Origin of the sequence: Microcystis sp. M113S1 (genome assembly GCF_020246945.1) — a bacterium.
Classification (GTDB): domain Bacteria; phylum Cyanobacteriota; class Cyanobacteriia; order Cyanobacteriales; family Microcystaceae; genus Microcystis.
Map to the genome: position 1 here is coordinate 1 of NZ_JADBSA010000357.1, position 20,306 is coordinate 20,306.

A 20,306-nucleotide genomic window follows, 5' to 3' on the forward strand; every position below is an offset into this window, starting at 1 on the left:
CAAACCGCCGACACCATCGGTCAAAGCACGGGGGCATCGCGGCTGGGGTTGTCTCTTTCATCGCCGATTTCTCAACGTAAAGTGCTTACTCTGTAACGATTATACTCGATTTGATCTTTGTTGAGCGTTTAAGTCCCACTAACGTAGCTGGGAGCATCAAAATAGAGATTGCTCCCATCGATACTCCCCACTCATCAAAGACAATTCTGACACTCCATATATAACCAACGATCATGCATCCAAATCCAACTAAAGCTCCCAAGCCCCCTACTGCTGTCACTGCTCCGTTTTTTCCTTTTCTTGCCCTGTTGCTCACCGCTAGATTCAAATTACCTAACGTCAAAGATCACCGGGCCGGCGGAATAGACTATTGCGAAGCAGGAATAGCGTTAGTCGCCGGCTCCGGTGCATCGCCTTGTTGGGCAATCATTGTATTTTTAAATCTTTTTTCTGTAAACTAACCCTTGCCATGTGTGATCGGCGTAGGTTCAAATCTTTAGTAACTATTCTTAAAGTTGCTTTGTTTTTGTGATATTCTCTAAATTTATTAGCAAGTTCATCATCTATGAACTGCCTACCATATTGACCGATCGAGTCATATTGAATATTCACTATATCGATTGAATTTACCTCGATAAATCGGTCTACAATAACAGAAAATGTATTAGGTTGCCGATGATCGACATGCGCCTCCTCCATTTTAATATAAATACCCGTCTCTTGACACTTTATGGTATCACGACCATCAAATGCCGATTCTTTGACTGAAATCATGTCTGATTCCACTGCTTTTCGGCATGCCTTTGAAAATATTGTAAATGGTTTTGGATCCCCCTTGACCGCTTTGTCATATGAAAAGTTTTCAATTGAGCCATCAGTTCTTTTAATATGGAAACACTTTCCAGCATACACATCACTGCCAATATATAATTCACTGACCCCGCAACCTACTTTTTCTCCTGCGCGGGGATGATTTTTCAATAAATTAAATATATCATCAAAATCCTCGTCTGTTAATTGGTTTCCGATTTCATAAGAATTCAATATTTCTTTATAAAACGAAAGTGCATCTTTTTGATATTCCCAATATCTTTGTCCAATTTGAACGGGTTTTGATCTAGGCATTTTTTATTCCTTGGTTGTTGCCCAACTATATAATATACGGAAACTTTCCTTATACTACGCTAAATACACACTTTTAAAAGAATCTTTCCGTATATTACGCTCAAGTGGAGTGATCGCGAGAAGTCTTCCGCATATCACGCCCAAAAGCGTGTTAGCCAGATTAGCGTACTGTAAACAGCACTAATTGTTGTCGTTTTTTAGGGGTGATCGGCAAGATTACTGTCAATTTACCCCTAGTTTTCTCTCTTGGCTTAGTCTGTAACCAATCTTTTACAACGCTGTAACTTGATCCCAGTGAATAAGTTAATCCAGCATTAGGCGATCGCTCCTCAGCAATTGAGAAAGTTTTCACAACGTCCAACGGTAGCAAGCAATTATTGTCCAGATCAGCGATCGCTGAATAATTGCCTCACGATTAGCATTGACGTTACCGATAATCATGGAAATAAATTTGCCCCCATCAAACCGACTCGATCAACTGCGCTCTTTTTGGTCCCTAACATCGGAAAAAATCCTCAATAAGGCTTGACAAACTAGCTAGACTTGACTTATAATTATTCTTATAGTGGGAATCCGTGTCGCCCTGCAACCCCTCTCTTTTCAGGCCAGATGCAGAAGTAACTTAAAGATGACAGAATTTCGCATCGAGAAAGACAGCATGGGAGAAATTCCCGTACCTGCCGATAAACTTTGGGGAGCGCAGACCCAAAGATCCCTACAATACTTTAGTATCGGTGATAATCTCATGCCCCGGGAGATGATCGGGTCCTATGCCATTCTCAAAAAAGCCTGTGCAATTGTCAATCAGCAAAAGAATCGTCTCAGTCAGGAGAGAAAAAACCTTATCTGTCAAGTCTGTGATGAAATTTTAGCCGGACAACACGCGGATAACTTTCCCCTCTACGTTTGGATGACGGGAAGTGGCACTCAATTTAACATGAACATCAACGAAGTCATCTCCAATCGTTGCAGTCAACTGACGGGGAATCCTCTGGGTAGCAAAACCCCCGTGGACCCCAACGATCATGTTAATATGTCCCAATCGACTAATGATTCCTTTCCCTCGGCCATGTATATTGCCGTTACCTTGGCAGTCAAGGAAAAATTAATTCCCAGTCTGCAACTATTACGGAATAGTCTCGATGAAAAGGCGCAATTATGGGCAAATATAGTTAAAATTGGCCGCACTCACCTACAGGATGCCACCCCCTTAACCCTCGGACAAGAATTCTCTGGTTATGTGGGTTTATTAGATGATGGCAGCGATTGGCTAGAAAAATGTCTAGAAAAAGTGTATCGTTTATCTTTGGGAGGAACAGCAGTCGGTACGGGAATTAATGCTCCTCTCGGTTTTGCTGAAGATGTGGCTGCCGAAATCGCTAATCTGACCAAATTACCCTTTATTACCGCTCCTAATAAGTTTACCGTGCAAGGTTCCCACGATGCTCTGGTTTTTTTGAGCGGGGGACTGAAAACTATCGCTAGTTCCCTCTATAAAATTGCTAATGATATCCGTTTACTTAGCTGTGGTCCCCGTTGTGGAATCGGAGAATTACAGCTGCCAGAAAATGAACCGGGTTCTTCAATTATGCCGGGAAAAGTTAATCCCACCCAATGCGAAGCTTTATCGATGATAGCAGTGCAGGTGATGGCTAATGATTTAGCGGTGACGATGGGAGGTGCTGGGGGACATCTGGAGATGAATGTCTATAAACCGCTGTTGATTCATAATCTCATGCAGTCTATCCGTTTGCTCACTGATGGTTGCAGTAATTTCTGTCAATTTTTGGTTCAGGGGATGACTGCTAATCAAAAACAAATTGAGACTTTTTTAAATCAATCCTTGATGCTGGTGACTGCATTAAGTCCCGTGATTGGCTACCAAAAGGCTGCCTACGTCGCTCATTATGCCCTAGAAAAGGATTTAACCCTGAAAGTGGCAGCCTTGCAACTAGGATACATCAAGGAAGATGATTTTGAGCGCATTGTTGACCCCGCTAAAATGGTTAATCCCTACGTTGCCGATGGTTAATTCTCTGAGGGGTTGACTGCCGTAAAAATCAGAGGTCGCAGGCAGGCACGGATTCCCATTATATATATAAGCATAAGGCAAGGGGCGGGATTTGTCAAGCCCCGCCGGTCAAAATTTCCTCTAAACTTGGCTAATGATAGCGAAGAAAACAAACAGAAAAATCATAAATGCTGCTGCCATGGGGAAGAAGGATTTAGGAAGATTAATAACTTTCTCCAGTTTCAGGAAACCCACCAGAAAATAAGCGCCGATTGCCAGGAGAATCGGGATAACCACGCGCAAGATTGTGCCAAGGGGACTAGAGAAAAATTCACCGATTTTATAGCGGGGTGTATTTTCTTCCGCGTGAGGAGGAATAGTTACACTTGTCCAAGTTTCTCCCCCATCGGTGGAACGAAAAACTGTAGTTTTAGCGCCACCAAAACCGAATAAAGTTTTATCTTGAGCGTAATTAGGAGAAAACTGGACGGAGATACCAGAGGAAGGGATACTATGAATTTTCACTAGGGGTATTTTAGGATCACCAATTGATTTAAAAGTTTCTCCTCCATCGGTAGATTTAAACAAACCATCTCCCTGTAAACTAACTATTACCGTGCGATCATTAGCATAATCAGGAGAGATAGCAATGGTTTCTACCGAGGTGTTAGGATTAAACCCCGGTTTCTCTAATTTTGTCCAACTTTTAGCCCCATCTTTGGTGACAAACAAACCAGAAATTGTCCCGGCAAAAATAGTTCCATCCTTGGGATAATTGGGAGACATTGCCAACTGCACATTAGAGGTTTTTGATAGGGGGGTTCCTTGGCTGACATTTTTCCAAGTTAGTCCACCATCAACACTTTGATAAATGCCCTCTTTTCCCGTGACAAACAAAGTTTTATCCTTATAAAAATCAGGGGAAGCTACCATGGACGGGGCATAATTACCAAAAATTCTGCCCACTTCACTGATCTTTTTAACCGTATTTCCTCCATCGGTAGAACGAAATATTCTACCCTGCTGATTGGTGAGAAAAAGAGTTTTATCATTGGCAAAATCTGGGGAAGGAACTATCCTCGGACCGCGGACTTTCTGATCGATTTCGATAATTTTCCAGAAATCACCACTGTTATCGGATTTGGCAAATTTATTGCGTAAAAACCCCGCAAAAATAGTTCTATCTTGTCCATAGTTAGGAGAAAAGGCAATGTCAAAGAAACGCCGAGGATCTTGTCCTGATTCTTCGGGATCTTTACCAAGTCGATAAACCTCTAAACCGCGATTAATTGGTGTCCAAGTTTCCCCTTTATCCCGACTGATAAAGATATTGCCTACATAATTAGCAATGACAACAGTACCATCCTGGGCATAATTAGGAGAAACCGCCATGGCGATAACTGTTCCCCGGGCTAAAGTTGCTATTTCCTGCCATTGTTTGCCGCTATCCGTGGTTTTAAATAAGCCATTAAATCCCCCTAAAAACATCGTATCTTGAACTATTTTTAAATCCATAAAATGGGGAACTTTATAATCATCACCCTGTTTATCTTTGGTTAAACCCTCGCTCATTTTTGTCCAACTTTTGCCCCCATCTTGCGAAACATACATTCCGTCATACCAAGTGATGGCATAAAGGGTTGAATTTTGGGCATACTGGGGAGAAATAACGATGTCTTCGATGATTTTATCTTTAATTCCTTCGTTAACAGCTTGGAAGGTTTTACCATCATCAACGGTTTTAAAAATACCTGCTTCTTTTGTGCCGACAAAAAAGGTTTTATCCCTGTCTAAATTAGGAGAAAAAGCAATTGTATCCACTGCCCCCACATTAGCAGGTAAGGGGAGATTCTGCCAAGTTTTTCCCCCGTCGGAGGAAGTGTATAATTTACCCTGTTCATCCCCGAAAAAAATTCGATCAGGATTGTTGGGAGTAATAGCTAGAGAGGTTATCAGTGCCGTGGTGGGGAAAATATTTGACCAATTTTTACCGCCATCTTCGGTTAAATAAACCCCTTTTTCTAATCCCACTGCCGCTACTATATTGGGATCGGAAGGGGCAATTTCTACGAAGTTAATAAATTTAGTTTCTAAACCCTGATTAACTTTCTGCCAAGATTCCCCCGCATCTTCACTTTTATAAATACCATCGGATCTTGAAGCTAAATAGAGAATATTTTTATTGAGGGGAGATAGGGATAGGGAACTTAATTCCCCCGTATAATCTAAACCTTGAATTAATCTTGTCCAGTTGCTACCTCCATCCCTAGACTTATAAAAGTTATTTCGCACCAAGATATATACTGTATTATCTGTCTGGAAATCGGGAGAAACTTCCAATTGACTAATCACATCATGGGGACGATGGGCAAAAGCAGCACTACTCCCAAGACAAAAAACTGTAGCGATTATCAATAAAATGAGATTAAACTTGTAGGCGAATCTCAGCAAACTTTGGCGATTAATCATACTTAAACTGCTAATATCGAGGATAAAAATTGACCTAATCTAGCAAAGGGCGATCAAAATTTAAGCAAGGGTTCTGTAAGAGTATAGACGAAAATGGCGATTATAACCATTACTAAAATCAGGCTTATTTGCTATCAGCATAGATTAGAACCAATCTCTACACTTTGATTATTGTAGAGACTCATTGCCTTTTGTAACCCTTGTTTGAGACCAAGTTCGATCGCTTTTCTGGACAAGTCTAACACTTTCAAGATCACTTGGTTTTCTTGGGGGGTGAATCGGCCTAAAACGTGGGAAATTGTCGCTTTTTCGGTTGATTTACCGATTCCTATGCGTAAACGAGCGAAGTTTTCCGTGCCAACGTGGGCAATCATTGATTTAATACCGTTGTGTCCGCCAGCCGATCCCGATAGACGGATTCTCAACCGGCCTAGGGGCAGATCCATATCATCGTAAATGACTAAAATCGACTCTGGAGCTAGTTTATACCAGTCCAGCACCGATCGCACCGATTGCCCGGAGCGATTCATGTAGGTTTGGGGTTTCAAGAGACGAATTTTGCCCGGGAGAGGACTGTCACCTTCGGCAATAAAACCTTGAAATCGCTTGTTTTCCTGCCAAGATAGCCCCCAATCCCGCGCTAATGAGTCCACAGCTTCAAAACCGATATTATGACGGGTGCGATCATATTTGGGTTCGGGATTACCCAAACCGATAATTAACTGAGGAATGATTAAATTAGGGGTTTTATCGGAATTCATAGGGGAAAATCGGGTTTTTAACCATGACCCGACTCTTATTATCACCGAATTAGCACTCCGAGCGCTGGAACAAAGTTTCTAGATAAACCTTGGCACAGCTATTTTGCTCCTCAAAATTCATCCTTTCGGAGGATTGACAATTAAGTAGAAAAAATGATAGGGCCGCCGTAAACACGCCATCTTGATCCCAACCGGGGTGAGTTTCTAGATATTGTTGTAGGGATTGGTGGAGGATTTCGGGGATTTCTGCCAAGATACTGACGGATGTATTCATATCGTTTACCTCTGAATCTGAAGTGGGGAAATCCCTGACTGGTGCAGTGGACAGTAAGGACTATTGTGAGCCAAGTTGGGGGGAGTTGCAATATTACCAGATGTAAAGGAATGCTTTAGAAAAACTTAATATTTACGAGCGAATAAGGGTTAGAGCTAAATTTTATTTACTCAACTTAACAATAACTCAGTATCTATCGATGGGAATTTTTACAATCAAGATTAATTTTTTCTCGAAGCAAGTGCCGATTCTATCGCTGTTGCCTGTGGAAAAGTCTGGGTAAACTGTGGAAAACTTGGGAGTGAGTGGGGAAATACTGGGGAATGTATGGGGGAAAACATTGGGGAAAAATAAGATTTGCAAATTTTAATCCGTAGTGATGCTCAAGACTACTTAGGCACTCTTGCCAGAGTACCTTTTCTAGCTGAATGCTGGCTGCTATGCTTTCACCACCAATACTGAACAGGTAGCTTCTGCCACCACGAGACTACTAACAGAATCTTCGATCACCCGTTGAACTCCCGTTAATCCCCGACTGCCGATCACGATCAGATCAGCATGATAGATATTAGCTAAACGAATAATTTCCTCCGCTGGATCACCAAAGATGACCTCGATTTCACTAGGGGCAGCAATCTGGGATTGATAGCAGCGCAATTGATCTTCAATGATCTCACGGGAGGGGTGAGGGCGATCAACTGGCGATTCATCTCCCTCCTTGCCGAGGATATGGGTGAGTATGATGCAAGAATTTGCCGTTAGAGAAAGGTAATTCAAGGACTGAAGGACTCGATCCGATAATTCCCCACAATCTAAGGCAACAACGATATTTTTAAACATTTTGACTAAATCCTGCCGCAAATCTTTTATTTTGCCATTATCTAAGGATAATAAGCCTAGATAGACAATTTTATAGGTTATTGCGCTCGGTTAAGATTTCGTACCCCGTGGCGGTTACTAAGACAGTATGCTCAAACTGAGCGGAGAGAGCATTATCCATCGTCACCACCGTCCAACGATCGCGCAAAGTTCTGGTATGTTTAGATCCCGCGTTGACAATTGGTTCAATTGCCAGAGTCATTCCGGTGCGGAGTTTGACATTGGCTAACTGATTAGTGCGAAAATTAAATACCGAGGGTTCTTCGTGGAGATTTCTGCCGACTCCATGACCGGTAAAATCTTCTACCACTTGGAAACCGTTAGCTTGAACGTGATCTTCGATCGCTCCTGCGATATCGAGCAGATAATTGCCAGCTTTTACCTGATTTATGCCTTTATATAAGGCTTCTTCTGCCACGCGGATTAATTTTTCGGCTTTGGGAGAGACGGAACCGATAGCGATCGTGATACAGGAATCCCCATGATAACCTTGGTAGTAGGCCCCCGTATCTACCTTTAACACAGAACCAGCTTTGAGGCGTTTTTTCGGGCTAGGGATACCGTGAACGACTTCGTTATCGACGGAGGCACAAATCGAGGCAGGAAAGCCATAATAACCTTTAAAACTAGGGGTAGCACCCATTTCGCGGATACGTTTTTCCGCGTAGGCATCCAGATCCGCCGTCGTCATTCCGGGTTGAGCGATCTGGGCAATTTCCTTAAGGACTGTGGCGGCAATTTTACCCGCTTGTCGCATAATAACGATTTCTGCGGCGGATTTGGTTTCGATTCCCCGGCGGCTTTTCTGTACTCGCGGTGAACCTACTTGCTCTGGGGTTTTAGTTTCGGGAAAAAGCAGCTTGGTTAGGATGTTCATGGACAGTTGGCTCAGAGTCTTTACTTAACTTAGCATTTTCCCAGCGATCGATGACTGCTCTGGAGAAATCAAGGAATATTTAGAAAAGCTATAGTAGGAAAAAGGCTATTTTTCCGGCGAGGTGACAATTTATGGCAGTCAAAAAAGAGTTTTCCAGTTTTCAGGAACTGTTGCAAACCACTAATCTCCCCGTGTTAGTGGATTTCTATGCCACTTGGTGCGGTCCTTGTCAAATGATGGCTCCGATTCTAGAACAAACGGGAATGTATTTCAAAAATCGCCTACAAATTGTCAAAATTGATACAGACAAATATCCCAATTTAGCCAGTAAGTACGGTATTCAAGCTTTACCGACTTTAGTAGTCTTTAAAAATGGTCAACCGATCGATCGAATCGAGGGAGTGGTGCAGGTTAACCAACTGGTTCAACATTTACAAACTCTGTTGTAAGATAATTTTGAACCAGAACTAGGAGTTAGTGTCATGGCAAAGGCGATTTGGAATGGTGCAGTGGTAGCGGAAAGCGATAACTGCGAAATTGTCGAGGGAAACTACTATTTTCCCCCCGATACCATCAAAGCTGAATATTTTCAATCCAGTAACACCCATACCATTTGTTCTTGGAAAGGAGAGGCTAGTTATTATACTCTTAGGGTAGATGGACAGGACAATAAAGATGCCGCTTGGTATTATCCCGATCCTAAACCAAAAGCCCAAAATATTAAAGGATATATCGCTTTTTGGCGAGGTGTGCAGGTTGAGAAATGATCGCCATCTACCCCGGCAGCTTCGATCCAGTTACACTCGGTCATTTAGATATTATCGAACGCAGTGTGCCACTATTCGAGCGAGTAATCGTGGCAGTTCTCTGCAATCCCCATAAAAACCCCTTATTTACCGTCGAAAAACGCATAGAACAGATCAGTTACTGTACAAAACACCTGAAAAACGTTGAGATAGACAGTTTTTCAGGATTGACGGTTGAATATGCCAGATTGAAAGGCGCTAAGGTGCTGTTGCGGGGGTTGCGGGTCCTCTCAGACTTTGAAAAAGAACTGCAAATGGCACATACCAATAAAACCCTCTGGGAAGGGATCGAAACGGTTTTTTTAGCCACCACCAAAGAATATAGTTTTTTAAGCAGTAGCGTGGTTAAAGAAATTGCTCAATTCGGTGGCTCCGTCACCCATCTAGTCCCAGAAAACGTTTCTAGAGATATTTACTCATACTACAGTTAACATACTAGAATACAGCAATGAGGACGATCTGAACCTATGGCGCGCCGAGAACCTAATGATCGCAGAAAAGCAGTACCTAACACTTCTAATAGTGGGGTTCCCAGTCCACCCGTCGATTTCGATATCTATCAGGATTTGGCGCGTCTGCAAGAGATGATTTTTGATAGTTTCCATATCCCCCTTACCCGTTGGACAATCATCGATGAGGGACAGATATCCGAACAGATCGATCTCATCTATGAAACCGTGCCACCGGCAGTACAGAAAGCTTTAGCAATTTTGCAGGAAGAACAGGAAATTATCACTAAAGCAGAAGAATACGCTCAACAAGTCCTTCGTTCCGCTCAACAAAGGGCTGCCCAAATTCTCGATGAGTCCGGTATTATTCAACAAGCAGAACGGCAAGCGGCCCAAATTCGTCAACGGGTTCAGCAGGAGTGTGAATCCTTGCAACAACAAACCCTCGATGAAATCGAACAGATGCGTCACAGCACCGTGCAGGAAGTGCAACAGTTACGACAAAAAACCCAAGCGGAATGTCATGAAATTCAAAAAGGCGCTGACGACTATGCTGAAGCGGTTTTAGAACATCTCGATCGAGAATTAGGGGAAATGTTACAAGTTATTCGCAACGGTCGTCAACAGGTAAGATCGAAACCAACATCGTCAAAAAATCTACCCGGAGAACGTCCTTAATCAGTGATCAGTGATCAGTTATCAGTTATCAGATGTAAGTTTTAAGTTAATTAGTTAGTTATCTTCATCTTTATCCCTGATTACTGTTTGCTTACCACTGAAAAGCAGCCAACCCCTAATATCTCACTGATAAATGATCACGGAATTTCATGAATAACCCCTCCTCGAATTCCCATCTATTCGGACGCTTTCTTAGCGGGTTATTCAGCTGGAAAATTTGGTTATTTGTCCAGATATTTCAAGGCAGTAAAAGCTTTTATCGATTCCTGTATCATTATTTATATCGTCGTCCTAAAATCGATCGCATTCTCGGTAGCGATGTCATCTATATTCCTGAGAAAAAACTTTATAGCATTCCCCTTGATGTGCTGAAAATGGAGCGGCAAATGGTTAATAGTGATCGCCAGCAGTTGACTTCTATTACTACTTGGAAAGTTAAAACGATTCATCCCACCATCACCGAAACCGAGATACAATTCCACGATATTACCGTCGATTTACAACAGGTACACCTGATTAAATCAGACCTTAATAACTACGATTATACTAACACTCGCCGCTTGGCTCCTCTGGTGAAAACCTTACTTTTTGAAATTAACCCCAAAATTGCCAGTTTAGTAGAAAAGAGAAATCAATTACATAGACTGCGAAATCTGGCCGCATCTTCCGAAATTTTTCATTCACAAACCCGATTGTACGATCGAGCAATTAATCAAGTACAGCTAATTATTGATCAAGCGGAAACTTTGAGACAAGAATGTTTAAAATTTATCCGAGAAACCCTGATCGAACGGGAATTAGTGCAATCCGATATCGATACCAATCTCGTTGATTTGCCCCTAGATTTTGCTATTCAATATCAACTAATTCAAGAAAAATATCAACTCTGGAAAGAAGAAGTACAAGCTTATTTTGAATTAAAAGATTCTTCCCTCCCTAAAAATTAACTATCACCGTCAGTTATCAGTATTCAGGAGATTATTTTTATTTATTCTCCCTGCTCCTTTTTCCCCAGTTCCCACTTTCCTATACTTTTGAAACAGGATTTAGTATTATGTCAAGTTTAACGGCAATTCGTGAACATATTTTTGCTTGGGGAAAACGCACCTATATCATGGGTGTTTTAAACGTTACTCCCGATAGTTTTAGTGATGGGGGAGAATTTGACAATGTTGAAAATGCCCTGCTACAGGCGATGAAAATGATCGAGGCCGGGGCTGATATAATCGATATCGGTGGTCAATCCAGCCGTCCGGGAGCCGAAGAAATTAGCCTAGAAGCAGAATTATCGCGAGTTATCCCCGTAATCACTGCTATTCGACAACAAAGTTCTATTCCTATCTCTCTCGATACTACCCGGGCGATCGTGGCAGCCCAAGGTATCGCCGCCGGGGCTGATTTGATCAATGATATTTCTGGGGGAACCTTCGATCGCCTATTATTGCCCACGGTGGCTAAATTGGCCGTTCCCATCATCCTCATGCACCTGCGGGGCAATCCGCAAACCATGCAATCTCTAACACATTATGACGATTTAGTCAAGGAAATTAAAGAATTTTTACAGGATCGCGTTAAGGAAGCTTTACATTGGGGTATTGCTAGGGAAAATATTATCATCGATCCAGGGATTGGTTTTGCCAAAACCGGGACACAAAATCTTGAGTTATTGCGAGAATTAGGGCAATTTCGGGATTTAGACTTACCTATTTTAATTGGATTGTCGAGAAAACGCTTTATTGGCGAGATTACAGGCAAAGATGACCCAAAAGAACGAGTTTTCGGAACGGCGGCGGCCTGTGCAATAGCGATCGCTAAGGGGGCCGATATCCTGCGCGTCCATGATGTGGATGCGATCGTAGATGTGAGTAAAGTGGTGGACGCAATCGAGCGAAGTTGAAAATTTTTGCTAGTCTTAGAATCATCCACACTTCGATCGAAATCAGCGATGAATAGCCAACTAACTAGCGATCATTGTATGTTACCCGTGATTCGATCTCCCCGGGATTATCAAGTTTTTCGCATTAGTGCTGGGGATACGAATCGTTTAGCGATCGTCTTCGATTCTACCGTAGCGGGGGATTCCTTGACCGTTTGTGTGGAAATTTTCGATCCCCACGGTCGCACCCCTACCCATCGTCATCATTTTGCCGTAGAAATGTTTTTTATCCTCAAAGGGGAAGGAATGGCTATCTGTGATGGTAAACCGATTCCCCTAGGTCCGGGGGATAGTTTATTAGTCCGTCCCACAGGTATTCACGAGATTAGAAATGTGGGGGACGGAAGACTTTATGCACTATGTTTTATGGTTCCCAATGAGGATTTTTCGGAATTAATTCGTAATGGCATCCCAGAGGAGTTAGACGCAGAAGATTTAGAGGTGTTGATGGGAACTATTAAAGGATAATCAAGCAATATCATCCCTTAAATTTTGGGCTTTTTTTCTAGAAAGAGGGCGATAAAAAAGGTAAAGGTTCCTCCCAGAAGTCCGAAGATTAGCCAATTTAATCTTGGATAGCCTTTATTGATAGCGATGACTGTAGCAATGCCACCGATGAGACAATGCCAGAAAAAAAGCAACAAGAATAAATCCAAGCTCAGGGAAATATCACCAATTAGTTTCATATTTTCTCAGTAGAGCGATAGAGTTAATTGTTTAGATAGCAAATCTCTAAAATTTTTCCAATGACCGAATCCCTGACCCGATTTTATGTTTATTAACCTTTATAAGTATTTCTCTTATTTTTTTGTCCAAGGCCATTTTGTTCCCATCTCGGTTAAAGCTGAAAAAACTAGATAGAGAATGAGAAGGGCAACACAAAAGAGAAAAGTCAATAAGTCGTTATTCATCGAGTTATCGCTGATAGCCTAAAGGTCACTGATTCGCTACTATTCATTTTACCACTACTTAGCAATTACTGCTTTTCTAGACTGTTTAAACAGGATTGATTATTGTTGCTGTTGTGCCAAATAGTTAAGCACTGTTTCCAGAGTCAAGTCTAAGCGTTCCGAGATTTGTTGCGGGGTTAAACCGAGGTCTTGCAGTAGAGGAATTGTTTTCAATTTTTGCAAGTTTATTCCCCGTTCAATTCCATCTCCAAAAGCTTCTTGATAGAAACGAGTTTGTTTTAGGTCTTGCAGTTCCAACATAGCTTCAATTTCCTCTCGACTTTTTTGGGGTAATTTATAAATGATTATCGTTTCGATTAAATCAATGACATTTTTCTGTACTAAGCGATCGCTCACTTCTCTTTGAGCCTGTTTAATTAAAATCTTAGCAGAATTGATAGCTTGACTCTCACTTTCCGTAACCAATTTGATCATGGCGATCCCTAAGGAAGGAGTCTCGTCATTTGGCAATTCATCCAGATAGATTCTTTTAACCCTTGCCAAGGATAACAAATCGGCAAATTGCGGGGGATGTTCTCGCTCAATTTCTCGGCTAGGATAAATTACAACTATCTGCCACGGTGACAAAGGTTTATACTGTCTAAGATACAAGAAAAGTTCCGAAAATAATCGATAATATAGGTCTTCATCCTTTTGAAACTGCACTTCTACCAGATAAAAGGGCGAATTTTCTAGATGATCGAGCGGCAAAAATAAACCATCCAATCGAAAAGCTAGTTGTTTAACTTCTTGGGAAGTAAATCGATAATTGCTAACCATAGCATCGGGTTGAGCGATTAATTCAAAGAACGAATCGGGAAAATCGAGAAACATTCGATAGAATATGCTGTCAGTTTTCATGCTGCCACAAAATTGCCTGTAATTTCAGCTTAATCTGCCTATGATCATCCCATCGTTTCTGCAACCCGGTGCTAAAGTTTCTCTGGTGGCCACCAGTGGAGCCGTCAAGGAATTAGCCGCCCTAGAAAAAGGCGTAGAAATCTGGCGATCGAGGGGTTATCAAGTGGAATTGAGCGATAATTGGGCTAATCGTCTCGGTTATCTCGCTGGTAGCGACGAGCAACGTCGTCAAGCTTTAGCCCAAGCATGGCAAGATCCCGATTGTCAAGCAATTCTCTGCGCTAGGGGGGGTTACGGTAGCGCTCGCCTCTTGGAAAATTGGACATGGGCAAAAACTAACCCGAAATGGTTAATCGGTTTTTCCGACGTGACGGGGATTTTATGGAGTTTAGCGAAACAGGGTATTTGTAGCGTTCACGGGGCAGTTTTAACCACCTTAGCCCAAGAAAGTCCCCAATCAATCGATCGCCTCTTTTCTCTTCTGGAAGGTCGTCCTTTAGCCCCTCTTGTCGGTCAAGGTTGGGGTGGGGGCAAAGTGCGGGGACGCTTATTACCAGCTAATTTAACCGTAGCCACCCATCTCCTCGGAACCTCGGTTCAACCCACCCTAGAGGGGGTAATTTTAGCCCTAGAGGACGTAACCGAGGCCCCCTACCGGATCGATCGAATGTTAACTCAGTGGCGAATGCTGGGCATTTTCTCCCAAATTAAAGGCATTGCTCTCGGTCGTTTTAGCCGTTGTCTGGCAGCCCCCGACAGTGATAGTCAAACCGTAGAGGAAGTCTTAAAAGAGCGTTTGGGCGATTTAGGCATTGCGGTTATTGCTGAGTTACCTTTCGGTCATGATGGCGATAATGCCGCTTTACCGGTGGGAACAATGGTAGAACTGGACGGGGATCGGGGAATCTTAGAATTTTTCTATCCCCAATGATCCACTTTTTTGATAGTATCTTAGAGAAGTGTTAACAAATGTAACAAAAAATTAATTATAGATGAAAGTATTAGTTGTCGGTGCGACAGGAACCCTAGGGCGACAGATCGTGCGTCATGCCATCGATCAGGGACATCAAGTGCGTTGTTTGGTACGCAGTCAGAGAAAAGCGGCTTTTTTGAAGGAATGGGGCGCAGAATTAGTCGGGGGAACCCTACGGGATAAGAGTACCATTATTGCCGCTTTAGAGGGAATGGACGCGGTGATCGATGCCGCTACTGCCCGGGCGACGGACTCAGCCAGCATTAAACAGGTGGATTGGGATGGTAAAGTTAATCTGATTCAAGCGGCCAAAACTGCGGGAGTTGATCGCTTTATTTTCTTTTCGATTCTCAATGCCGAAAAATATCCCAACGTGCCTTTAATGGAGATAAAACGCTGTACCGAGAAATTTCTAGCAGAATCGGGGTTAAAATATACAATTCTGCGTCCCTGTGGCTTTATGCAGGGTTTAATCGGTCAATACGCCATCCCGATGTTAGATAATCAAACGGTCTGGATCACGGGGGAAAGTACAGCAATCGCCTACATGGACACCCAAGATATCGCCAAATTCGCCGTTCGCGCCCTAGAAGTCCCCGAAACCGTCGGTCAATCCTATCCTGTGGTGGGCAGCAAAGCTTGGAAAGCTGAAGAAATTATCGAAGTTTGCGAACGCTTATCGGGTAAAGAGGGGAAAATTTGGCGTTTACCCATGGGATTACTGCGTTTTATGCGGGGAATAAGCCGTTGTTTCCAATGGACTTATAATATATCTGACCGACTAGCTTTTGCGGAAGTTCTCGCTAGTGGTCAAGCTCTTGATGGCCCAATGGAAGAAGTTTATCAAGTATTTGGCCTTGATCCGAGTCAAACAACTACTTTAGAATCCTATTTACAAGAATACTTTAGCCGCATTCTCAAGAAGCTCAAGGAAATCGACTTCGAGAAACAAAAAGCTCAGAAGAAGAAGAAAACTCCTTTCAAAAAGAAAGCGTGAACCAGCAGTAGGAAAATTTGTCAATGCCCAAAATCGGCATTATTTACAACGATATTAAGCCTATCGCTTGTAAAACAGCCCATCAGATACAAGATCAGCTACTTTCTTTAGGTTGGCAGGTGTTTATGGCTACCGGCAGCGGTGGCCTGCTAGGCCATTCCAAACCCTCTCGTCCGGTTTGTTTTACCCCGATCGATCAGTTAGTCCCCCCCCACTTCGATCAGGATTTAAGTTTTGCGATCGTGTTGGGGGGCGATGGTACAGTCCTATCGGCGGCCCGGCAGTTGGCCACCCTCAATTTGCCCCTGTTAACGGTCAATACGGGACACATGGGCTTTTTGACCGAAATTTACCTAAATCAGCTTGAACCCGCCTTAGAGCAGGTTTTAGAAGGGAATTACACCATCGAAAATCGCTCGATGATCACGGTGCGACTGTTTCGCGAAGATACCCTCCTCTGGGAGGCACTTTCTCTCAATGAGGTGGTCGTCCACCGGGAACCCCTCACCAGTATGTGTCATTTTGAGATTCAAATTGGTGAACACGCACCCGTCGATATCGCTGCCGATGGGGTGATTCTCTCCACTCCTACCGGTTCTACTGCCTATGCTCTCAGCGCCGGGGGTCCGGTAATAACTCCCGATGTGCCGGTATTACAATTAGCTCCCATTTGTCCCCATTCTTTAGCTTCCAGATCCTTGGTATTTTCTGACAAGGAAACGGTAAATATTTTCCCAGCAACTGCTAATCGGATGGTGATGGTAGTGGACGGTAATGGCGGTTCTTATATCTTGCCAGAAGATCGAATTAATGTGCAGAAATCGCCCCACCAAGTCCATTTTATTCGTCTGCAATCCACGGAATTCTTCCGCATCCTCCGGGAAAAATTAGGTTGGGGTTTACCTCATATTGCTAAACCAACTTCGGTGGAATTACCCTAATCAGTTATCAATTATCAGTTATCAGATGTGAGCTTTCAGTTCACTGATTACTGGTTACTGTTTACTGATAGCTTAATTTATGCTCTCTTTTCGTGCCAAAATAGCTTTTTATTTAGAGGATGTCACCACGGCGATCGGACTGACGGTAAATCTGCTTATCTTGGCATTAATTTTACTATCTTTGGGGATTTATGTGGCTCAAACCTATCCCTTATCCGTCACTTGGCAAATGTGGTTACGTCAGCTTGATTGGGGAATTTTAAGCTTATTTTCCCTAGAGTATTTAATTCGGTTTTGGTGTGCGGAATCAAAACTAGGCTTTGTTTTTAATATTTTTTCCATTCTAGATTTATTGTCAATTTTGCCCCTATTTTTTGGTTTTTTTGATATTAGATTTTTTAGAATTTTTCGCTGGTTTAGAATTTTGCGAGTGATTCGTTTTTTTGGTTCCGATCTTTCTATTTTTCGGATTAAAACTTCCGATCAGATAGTATTTACTCGCATATTACTAACTCTATTTTCGATTATTTTTGTCTATGCAGGTTTAATTTATCAGATCGAACACCCAATTAATCCCCAAGTTTATCGGACATTTTTTGATGCTTTTTACTTTGCTGTCGTGACTATGACTACCGTGGGATTTGGGGATGTAACTCCCCTTTCTGATGGGGGCAAAATGGTGGCAGTTTTAATGATTTTAACGGGAGTTTTGTTAATTCCCTTGCAAATTAGCGATCTGACTAAACAACTATTAAAATCTGGCACTCAAATTGATTATCCTTGTCCAGATTGTGGTTTACCCCGTCACGATATAGATGCCAATTTTTGTAAAAACTGTGGGGCAAAACTCTTAAAAAAACCTGATTGAGACTAATTCTGGCGAAATTCAGGAGCCGGTCGCCGGTCGTCAGGAGATTATTTTTATTTATTCTCCCCACTCCCCCACTTCCCCACTTCCAATCCGTCTAAATGTTAAGTTAAGTATCGAAGAGCGTCCGTTTCATCACCCAGTAGTAATATAATCACTGAGTTATCAACTTTGATCCTTGAGTATGACTGCATTCACCACAACCCCCACCCTTGCCAATTTGCCGGCCAGTGACAGCCGTAGCCGCGTCAGTGAATTTATGAAATCCCTACAGGATGAAATTTGTCAGGGATTAGAAGAAGTGGATGGACAAGCAAAATTTATCGAAGATAGTTGGCAACGGCCCGAAGGTGGCGGCGGACGTTCGCGAGTTTTGCGGGAAGGGGCAATTTTTGAACAAGCAGGGGTGAATTTTTCGGAAGTTTGGGGGAAAGAATTACCTCCTAGCATTGCCAAACAACGGCCCGAGGCTGCTGGTCATGAATTTTATGCCACGGGAACCTCGATGGTCTTGCATCCTCGCAATCCTTATATTCCCACAGTTCACCTCAATTATCGCTATTTTGAAGCAGGTCCGGTTTGGTGGTTTGGCGGTGGTGCTGATTTAACTCCCTACTATGCTTTTGAAGAAGATGCTAGTCATTTTCACCGCACTTTTAAACAGGTTTGCGACCAACATCATCCCGAATATTATCCCGTTTTTAAACGCTGGTGTGATGAATATTTTTATCTCAATCATCGTCAGGAAGCCAGAGGCATCGGCGGGATTTTCTTTGATTATCAAGACGGTTTAGACCCTCTTTATCGTGGTCCTTTTGCCGAAAGTGATGCCGCTATCTATTCAGAAAAATTATCTCCCCAACAACCCCGCAACTGGGAAGAAATTTTTAGTTTCATTAATGACTGTAGCCGAGCTTTTCTACCCGCTTACGTTCCCATTGTCCAGAAACGGCACTCGACGGAATACGGTGACAGAGAACGTCAGTTTCAACTCTATCGTCGCGGTCGTTATGTAGAATTTAATTTAGTTTATGATCGTGGCACAATTTTTGGGCTGCAAACTAACGGTCGTACCGAGTCGATTTTGATGTCTTTACCTCCTTTAGTCCGTTGGGAATACTGTTATCAACCTGCACCAAACACCCCAGAAGCAAAACTCTATGATGTCTTCCTAAAACCCCAAGATTGGGTTAATTGGCAAGCTTAAATCAGTTATCAGTTAGCAGTTACCAGTTATCAGTTACCAGTTACCAGATTTGAGTTTTAAGTGAGCATTATGTATTAAGTGAGCAGTATTAAATAGCAGTTTCCTACTGTCTTTTTACTGTTTACTGTTCAGTGATCACTGATCACTGATCACTGTTCACTGATCACTGATCACTGATTACTGATCACTGATTACTGTTCACTGTTCACTGAAAATACTTTCCACACCCTTGTCAAGTAAATAAATCTAAAAATTTTGGCTAATTTTTGGACACCTCTCCATACTCGTCTGGAAACCACGGTGAAAAAGGGACAATTACTACCTAAAAATGCGTCTCTGTTAGTGGCATTGTCAGCAGGTCAGGATTCCCTCTGTTTAGGGCAATTATTGCTGGATTTGCGCCCTCGTTGGGGTTGGCAACTAGCGATCGCTCATTGTGATCACCGTTGGTCCTCCGACCGAGGATTAGTCACTCATGTGCGGGAAATCGCCGAAATTTGGCAATTACCTGTTTATATTACCACCGCACCCCCCATGGCGGAAACGGAAGCCAAGGCCAGACAATGGCGTTATCAAGCTTTACAAACAATAGCCCAACAACAGGGTTTTAATTATCTTCTCACGGCACACACGAGGAGCGATCGAGCGGAAACTTTTCTTTATAATCTCATGCGCGGGGCAGGTAGTGATGGACTTTCTGCCTTAACTTGGTTGACAAGTTTAACCCCAGATATTTTTTTAGTCCGTCCCCTCTTAAATGTCACTCGCGGGGAAACTTTGGCTTTTTGTCAAAGTCGAGAATTACCGATCTGGTATGATCGAGCTAATGAGAATTTACGCTATGCTCGCAATCGCATCCGTCAGGAATTATTACCCTACCTGCAAACTAATTTAAATCCCCAAATCGAAAAACATCTCGCCCAAACTGCCGAAATTTTGGAAGCAGAAAGCGATTATTTAGATAGTATTGCCCAGGATATTTTTCGCCAGGTTATCGATCTAGATCAACAAAGACTCGATCGCTCCCCTTTACAAATTCTACCTCTAGCGATACAAAGACGAGTGATTCGTTTATTTTTGGCTCAATATTTACCCTCATCCCCTAATTTTGCCGAAGTTGAGTCAGTGGTTAATCTCATTACCGGTGTTAATCGCGATGCCACTTCCTCCTTAACCGGCAAAATTCGAGTAGAAGTACAACAAAATTGGCTATATATCAGTGATCAGTGATCAGTGATCAGTGA

General features: G+C 42.7%; 22 protein-coding genes. 14 read left to right on the plus strand and 8 right to left on the minus strand.

The annotated features are described in order from the left end of the window. Positions 1–426: 426 nt before the first annotated feature. A complete protein-coding gene (locus IM319_RS18050) occupies positions 427–1,125 on the minus strand; it encodes a DCL family protein (RefSeq protein ID WP_287736489.1) in 699 nt (232 codons plus the stop codon). A 628-nt stretch (positions 1,126–1,753) separates the two neighbouring features. Between IM319_RS18050 and fumC the strand changes: the two genes are divergently transcribed. Next, positions 1,754–3,157, plus strand: a complete 1,404-nt coding sequence (fumC, locus tag IM319_RS18055; RefSeq protein WP_287736490.1) for a class II fumarate hydratase — start codon at positions 1,754–1,756, stop codon at positions 3,155–3,157. Between the two features lie 120 nt (positions 3,158–3,277). On the opposite strand, the gene IM319_RS18060 is transcribed toward fumC, so the two are convergent. The 5 genes from IM319_RS18060 to map all read right to left on the minus strand — a co-directional run bounded on the left by IM319_RS18060 (position 3,278) and on the right by map (position 8,396). Then, the gene (locus tag IM319_RS18060; RefSeq protein ID WP_287736491.1) at positions 3,278–5,605 is read right to left on the minus strand and encodes a WD40/YVTN/BNR-like repeat-containing protein; all 2,328 of its coding nucleotides are present in this window, start codon (positions 5,603–5,605) and stop codon (positions 3,278–3,280) included. 134 nt (positions 5,606–5,739) lie between these two features. After that, positions 5,740–6,366: an aminoacyl-tRNA hydrolase gene (pth, locus tag IM319_RS18065; RefSeq protein WP_061430600.1), complete on the minus strand. Its 627-nt coding sequence runs from the start codon at positions 6,364–6,366 to the stop codon at positions 5,740–5,742. 49 nt (positions 6,367–6,415) lie between these two features. Next, on the minus strand, positions 6,416–6,640 hold the full coding sequence (locus IM319_RS18070) for a DUF2811 domain-containing protein (RefSeq protein WP_002800048.1): 225 nt from the start codon (positions 6,638–6,640) through the stop codon (positions 6,416–6,418). 438 nt (positions 6,641–7,078) lie between these two features. After that, positions 7,079–7,480 carry a universal stress protein gene (locus IM319_RS18075; RefSeq protein WP_287736492.1) on the minus strand — a complete coding sequence of 134 codons (402 nt, stop codon included), beginning with the start codon at positions 7,478–7,480 and terminating at the stop codon, positions 7,079–7,081. Between the two features lie 70 nt (positions 7,481–7,550). Continuing rightward, positions 7,551–8,396 (minus strand): type I methionyl aminopeptidase, encoded by an 846-nt coding sequence (gene map, locus IM319_RS18080; RefSeq protein WP_286825711.1) that lies wholly within the window; start codon positions 8,394–8,396, stop codon positions 7,551–7,553. Positions 8,397–8,527: 131 nt separating this feature from the next. On the opposite strand from map, the gene trxA reads away from it, so the two are divergent. The 7 genes from trxA to IM319_RS18115 all read left to right on the plus strand — a co-directional run bounded on the left by trxA (position 8,528) and on the right by IM319_RS18115 (position 12,733). Continuing rightward, the gene (gene trxA, locus IM319_RS18085; protein WP_149979133.1) at positions 8,528–8,845 is read left to right on the plus strand and encodes a thioredoxin; all 318 of its coding nucleotides are present in this window, start codon (positions 8,528–8,530) and stop codon (positions 8,843–8,845) included. Positions 8,846–8,878: 33 nt separating this feature from the next. Continuing rightward, positions 8,879–9,163 carry a DUF427 domain-containing protein gene (locus IM319_RS18090; RefSeq protein ID WP_045360724.1) on the plus strand — a complete coding sequence of 95 codons (285 nt, stop codon included), beginning with the start codon at positions 8,879–8,881 and terminating at the stop codon, positions 9,161–9,163. Then, positions 9,160–9,633, plus strand: a complete 474-nt coding sequence (gene coaD / locus IM319_RS18095) for a pantetheine-phosphate adenylyltransferase (RefSeq protein WP_002758057.1) — start codon at positions 9,160–9,162, stop codon at positions 9,631–9,633. The genes IM319_RS18090 and coaD overlap by 4 nt, the downstream gene beginning before the upstream one ends. A 36-nt stretch (positions 9,634–9,669) precedes the next feature. Beyond that, the gene (locus IM319_RS18100) at positions 9,670–10,329 is read left to right on the plus strand and encodes a hypothetical protein (RefSeq protein ID WP_287684135.1); all 660 of its coding nucleotides are present in this window, start codon (positions 9,670–9,672) and stop codon (positions 10,327–10,329) included. 149 nt (positions 10,330–10,478) lie between these two features. Next, the gene (locus IM319_RS18105; RefSeq protein ID WP_287736493.1) at positions 10,479–11,276 is read left to right on the plus strand and encodes a hypothetical protein; all 798 of its coding nucleotides are present in this window, start codon (positions 10,479–10,481) and stop codon (positions 11,274–11,276) included. Between the two features lie 107 nt (positions 11,277–11,383). After that, complete coding sequence (folP, locus tag IM319_RS18110) at positions 11,384–12,226, plus strand: dihydropteroate synthase (protein ID WP_287076026.1); 843 nt, start codon at positions 11,384–11,386, stop codon at positions 12,224–12,226. A gap of 48 nt (positions 12,227–12,274) precedes the next feature. Then, positions 12,275–12,733 carry a cupin domain-containing protein gene (locus IM319_RS18115; RefSeq protein ID WP_002758047.1) on the plus strand — a complete coding sequence of 153 codons (459 nt, stop codon included), beginning with the start codon at positions 12,275–12,277 and terminating at the stop codon, positions 12,731–12,733. A gap of 17 nt (positions 12,734–12,750) precedes the next feature. Here IM319_RS18115 and IM319_RS18120 read toward each other — a convergent pair whose 3' ends face one another. Then, positions 12,751–12,951: a hypothetical protein gene (locus IM319_RS18120; RefSeq protein WP_036389287.1), complete on the minus strand. Its 201-nt coding sequence runs from the start codon at positions 12,949–12,951 to the stop codon at positions 12,751–12,753. 324 nt (positions 12,952–13,275) lie between these two features. Further along, positions 13,276–14,076 (minus strand): Rpn family recombination-promoting nuclease/putative transposase, encoded by an 801-nt coding sequence (locus IM319_RS18125; RefSeq protein ID WP_287736494.1) that lies wholly within the window; start codon positions 14,074–14,076, stop codon positions 13,276–13,278. Between the two features lie 40 nt (positions 14,077–14,116). Here IM319_RS18125 and IM319_RS18130 point away from each other — a divergent pair, with 40 nt between their 5' ends. The 6 genes from IM319_RS18130 (at position 14,117) to tilS (ending at position 20,292) form a co-directional block, all read left to right on the plus strand. Then, on the plus strand, positions 14,117–15,007 hold the full coding sequence (locus IM319_RS18130; protein WP_287684133.1) for a S66 peptidase family protein: 891 nt from the start codon (positions 14,117–14,119) through the stop codon (positions 15,005–15,007). Between the two features lie 61 nt (positions 15,008–15,068). Further along, a complete protein-coding gene (locus tag IM319_RS18135; protein WP_286826662.1) occupies positions 15,069–16,046 on the plus strand; it encodes an SDR family oxidoreductase in 978 nt (325 codons plus the stop codon). Between the two features lie 23 nt (positions 16,047–16,069). Then, positions 16,070–16,987 (plus strand): NAD(+) kinase, encoded by a 918-nt coding sequence (locus IM319_RS18140; RefSeq protein ID WP_046663339.1) that lies wholly within the window; start codon positions 16,070–16,072, stop codon positions 16,985–16,987. 79 nt (positions 16,988–17,066) lie between these two features. Then, complete coding sequence (locus IM319_RS18145) at positions 17,067–17,855, plus strand: ion transporter (RefSeq protein WP_287736495.1); 789 nt, start codon at positions 17,067–17,069, stop codon at positions 17,853–17,855. Positions 17,856–18,039: 184 nt separating this feature from the next. After that, the gene (hemF, locus tag IM319_RS18150; RefSeq protein WP_287736496.1) at positions 18,040–19,062 is read left to right on the plus strand and encodes an oxygen-dependent coproporphyrinogen oxidase; all 1,023 of its coding nucleotides are present in this window, start codon (positions 18,040–18,042) and stop codon (positions 19,060–19,062) included. Positions 19,063–19,317: 255 nt separating this feature from the next. Continuing rightward, positions 19,318–20,292: a tRNA lysidine(34) synthetase TilS gene (gene tilS, locus IM319_RS18155; protein WP_287736497.1), complete on the plus strand. Its 975-nt coding sequence runs from the start codon at positions 19,318–19,320 to the stop codon at positions 20,290–20,292. Positions 20,293–20,306 lie beyond the last annotated feature (14 nt).

Coding starts and splice junctions, on each gene's coding strand:
- IM319_RS18140 (WP_046663339.1), top strand. CDS start 16,070: ATGCCCAAAATCGGCATTATTTACAACGATATTAAGCCTATCGCTTGT.
- IM319_RS18060 (WP_287736491.1), bottom strand. CDS start 5,605: ATGATTAATCGCCAAAGTTTGCTGAGATTCGCCTACAAGTTTAATCTC.
- coaD (WP_002758057.1), top strand. CDS start 9,160: ATGATCGCCATCTACCCCGGCAGCTTCGATCCAGTTACACTCGGTCAT.
- IM319_RS18105 (WP_287736493.1), top strand. CDS start 10,479: ATGAATAACCCCTCCTCGAATTCCCATCTATTCGGACGCTTTCTTAGC.
- IM319_RS18070 (WP_002800048.1), bottom strand. CDS start 6,640: ATGAATACATCCGTCAGTATCTTGGCAGAAATCCCCGAAATCCTCCAC.
- IM319_RS18120 (WP_036389287.1), bottom strand. CDS start 12,951: ATGAAACTAATTGGTGATATTTCCCTGAGCTTGGATTTATTCTTGTTG.
- IM319_RS18115 (WP_002758047.1), top strand. CDS start 12,275: ATGAATAGCCAACTAACTAGCGATCATTGTATGTTACCCGTGATTCGA.
- pth (WP_061430600.1), bottom strand. CDS start 6,366: ATGAATTCCGATAAAACCCCTAATTTAATCATTCCTCAGTTAATTATC.
- IM319_RS18130 (WP_287684133.1), top strand. CDS start 14,117: ATGATCATCCCATCGTTTCTGCAACCCGGTGCTAAAGTTTCTCTGGTG.
- trxA (WP_149979133.1), top strand. CDS start 8,528: ATGGCAGTCAAAAAAGAGTTTTCCAGTTTTCAGGAACTGTTGCAAACC.
- IM319_RS18135 (WP_286826662.1), top strand. CDS start 15,069: ATGAAAGTATTAGTTGTCGGTGCGACAGGAACCCTAGGGCGACAGATC.
- IM319_RS18100 (WP_287684135.1), top strand. CDS start 9,670: ATGGCGCGCCGAGAACCTAATGATCGCAGAAAAGCAGTACCTAACACT.
- folP (WP_287076026.1), top strand. CDS start 11,384: ATGTCAAGTTTAACGGCAATTCGTGAACATATTTTTGCTTGGGGAAAA.
- IM319_RS18145 (WP_287736495.1), top strand. CDS start 17,067: ATGCTCTCTTTTCGTGCCAAAATAGCTTTTTATTTAGAGGATGTCACC.
- map (WP_286825711.1), bottom strand. CDS start 8,396: ATGAACATCCTAACCAAGCTGCTTTTTCCCGAAACTAAAACCCCAGAG.
- hemF (WP_287736496.1), top strand. CDS start 18,040: ATGACTGCATTCACCACAACCCCCACCCTTGCCAATTTGCCGGCCAGT.
- IM319_RS18090 (WP_045360724.1), top strand. CDS start 8,879: ATGGCAAAGGCGATTTGGAATGGTGCAGTGGTAGCGGAAAGCGATAAC.
- IM319_RS18075 (WP_287736492.1), bottom strand. CDS start 7,480: ATGTTTAAAAATATCGTTGTTGCCTTAGATTGTGGGGAATTATCGGAT.
- IM319_RS18050 (WP_287736489.1), bottom strand. CDS start 1,125: ATGCCTAGATCAAAACCCGTTCAAATTGGACAAAGATATTGGGAATAT.
- IM319_RS18125 (WP_287736494.1), bottom strand. CDS start 14,076: ATGAAAACTGACAGCATATTCTATCGAATGTTTCTCGATTTTCCCGAT.
- fumC (WP_287736490.1), top strand. CDS start 1,754: ATGACAGAATTTCGCATCGAGAAAGACAGCATGGGAGAAATTCCCGTA.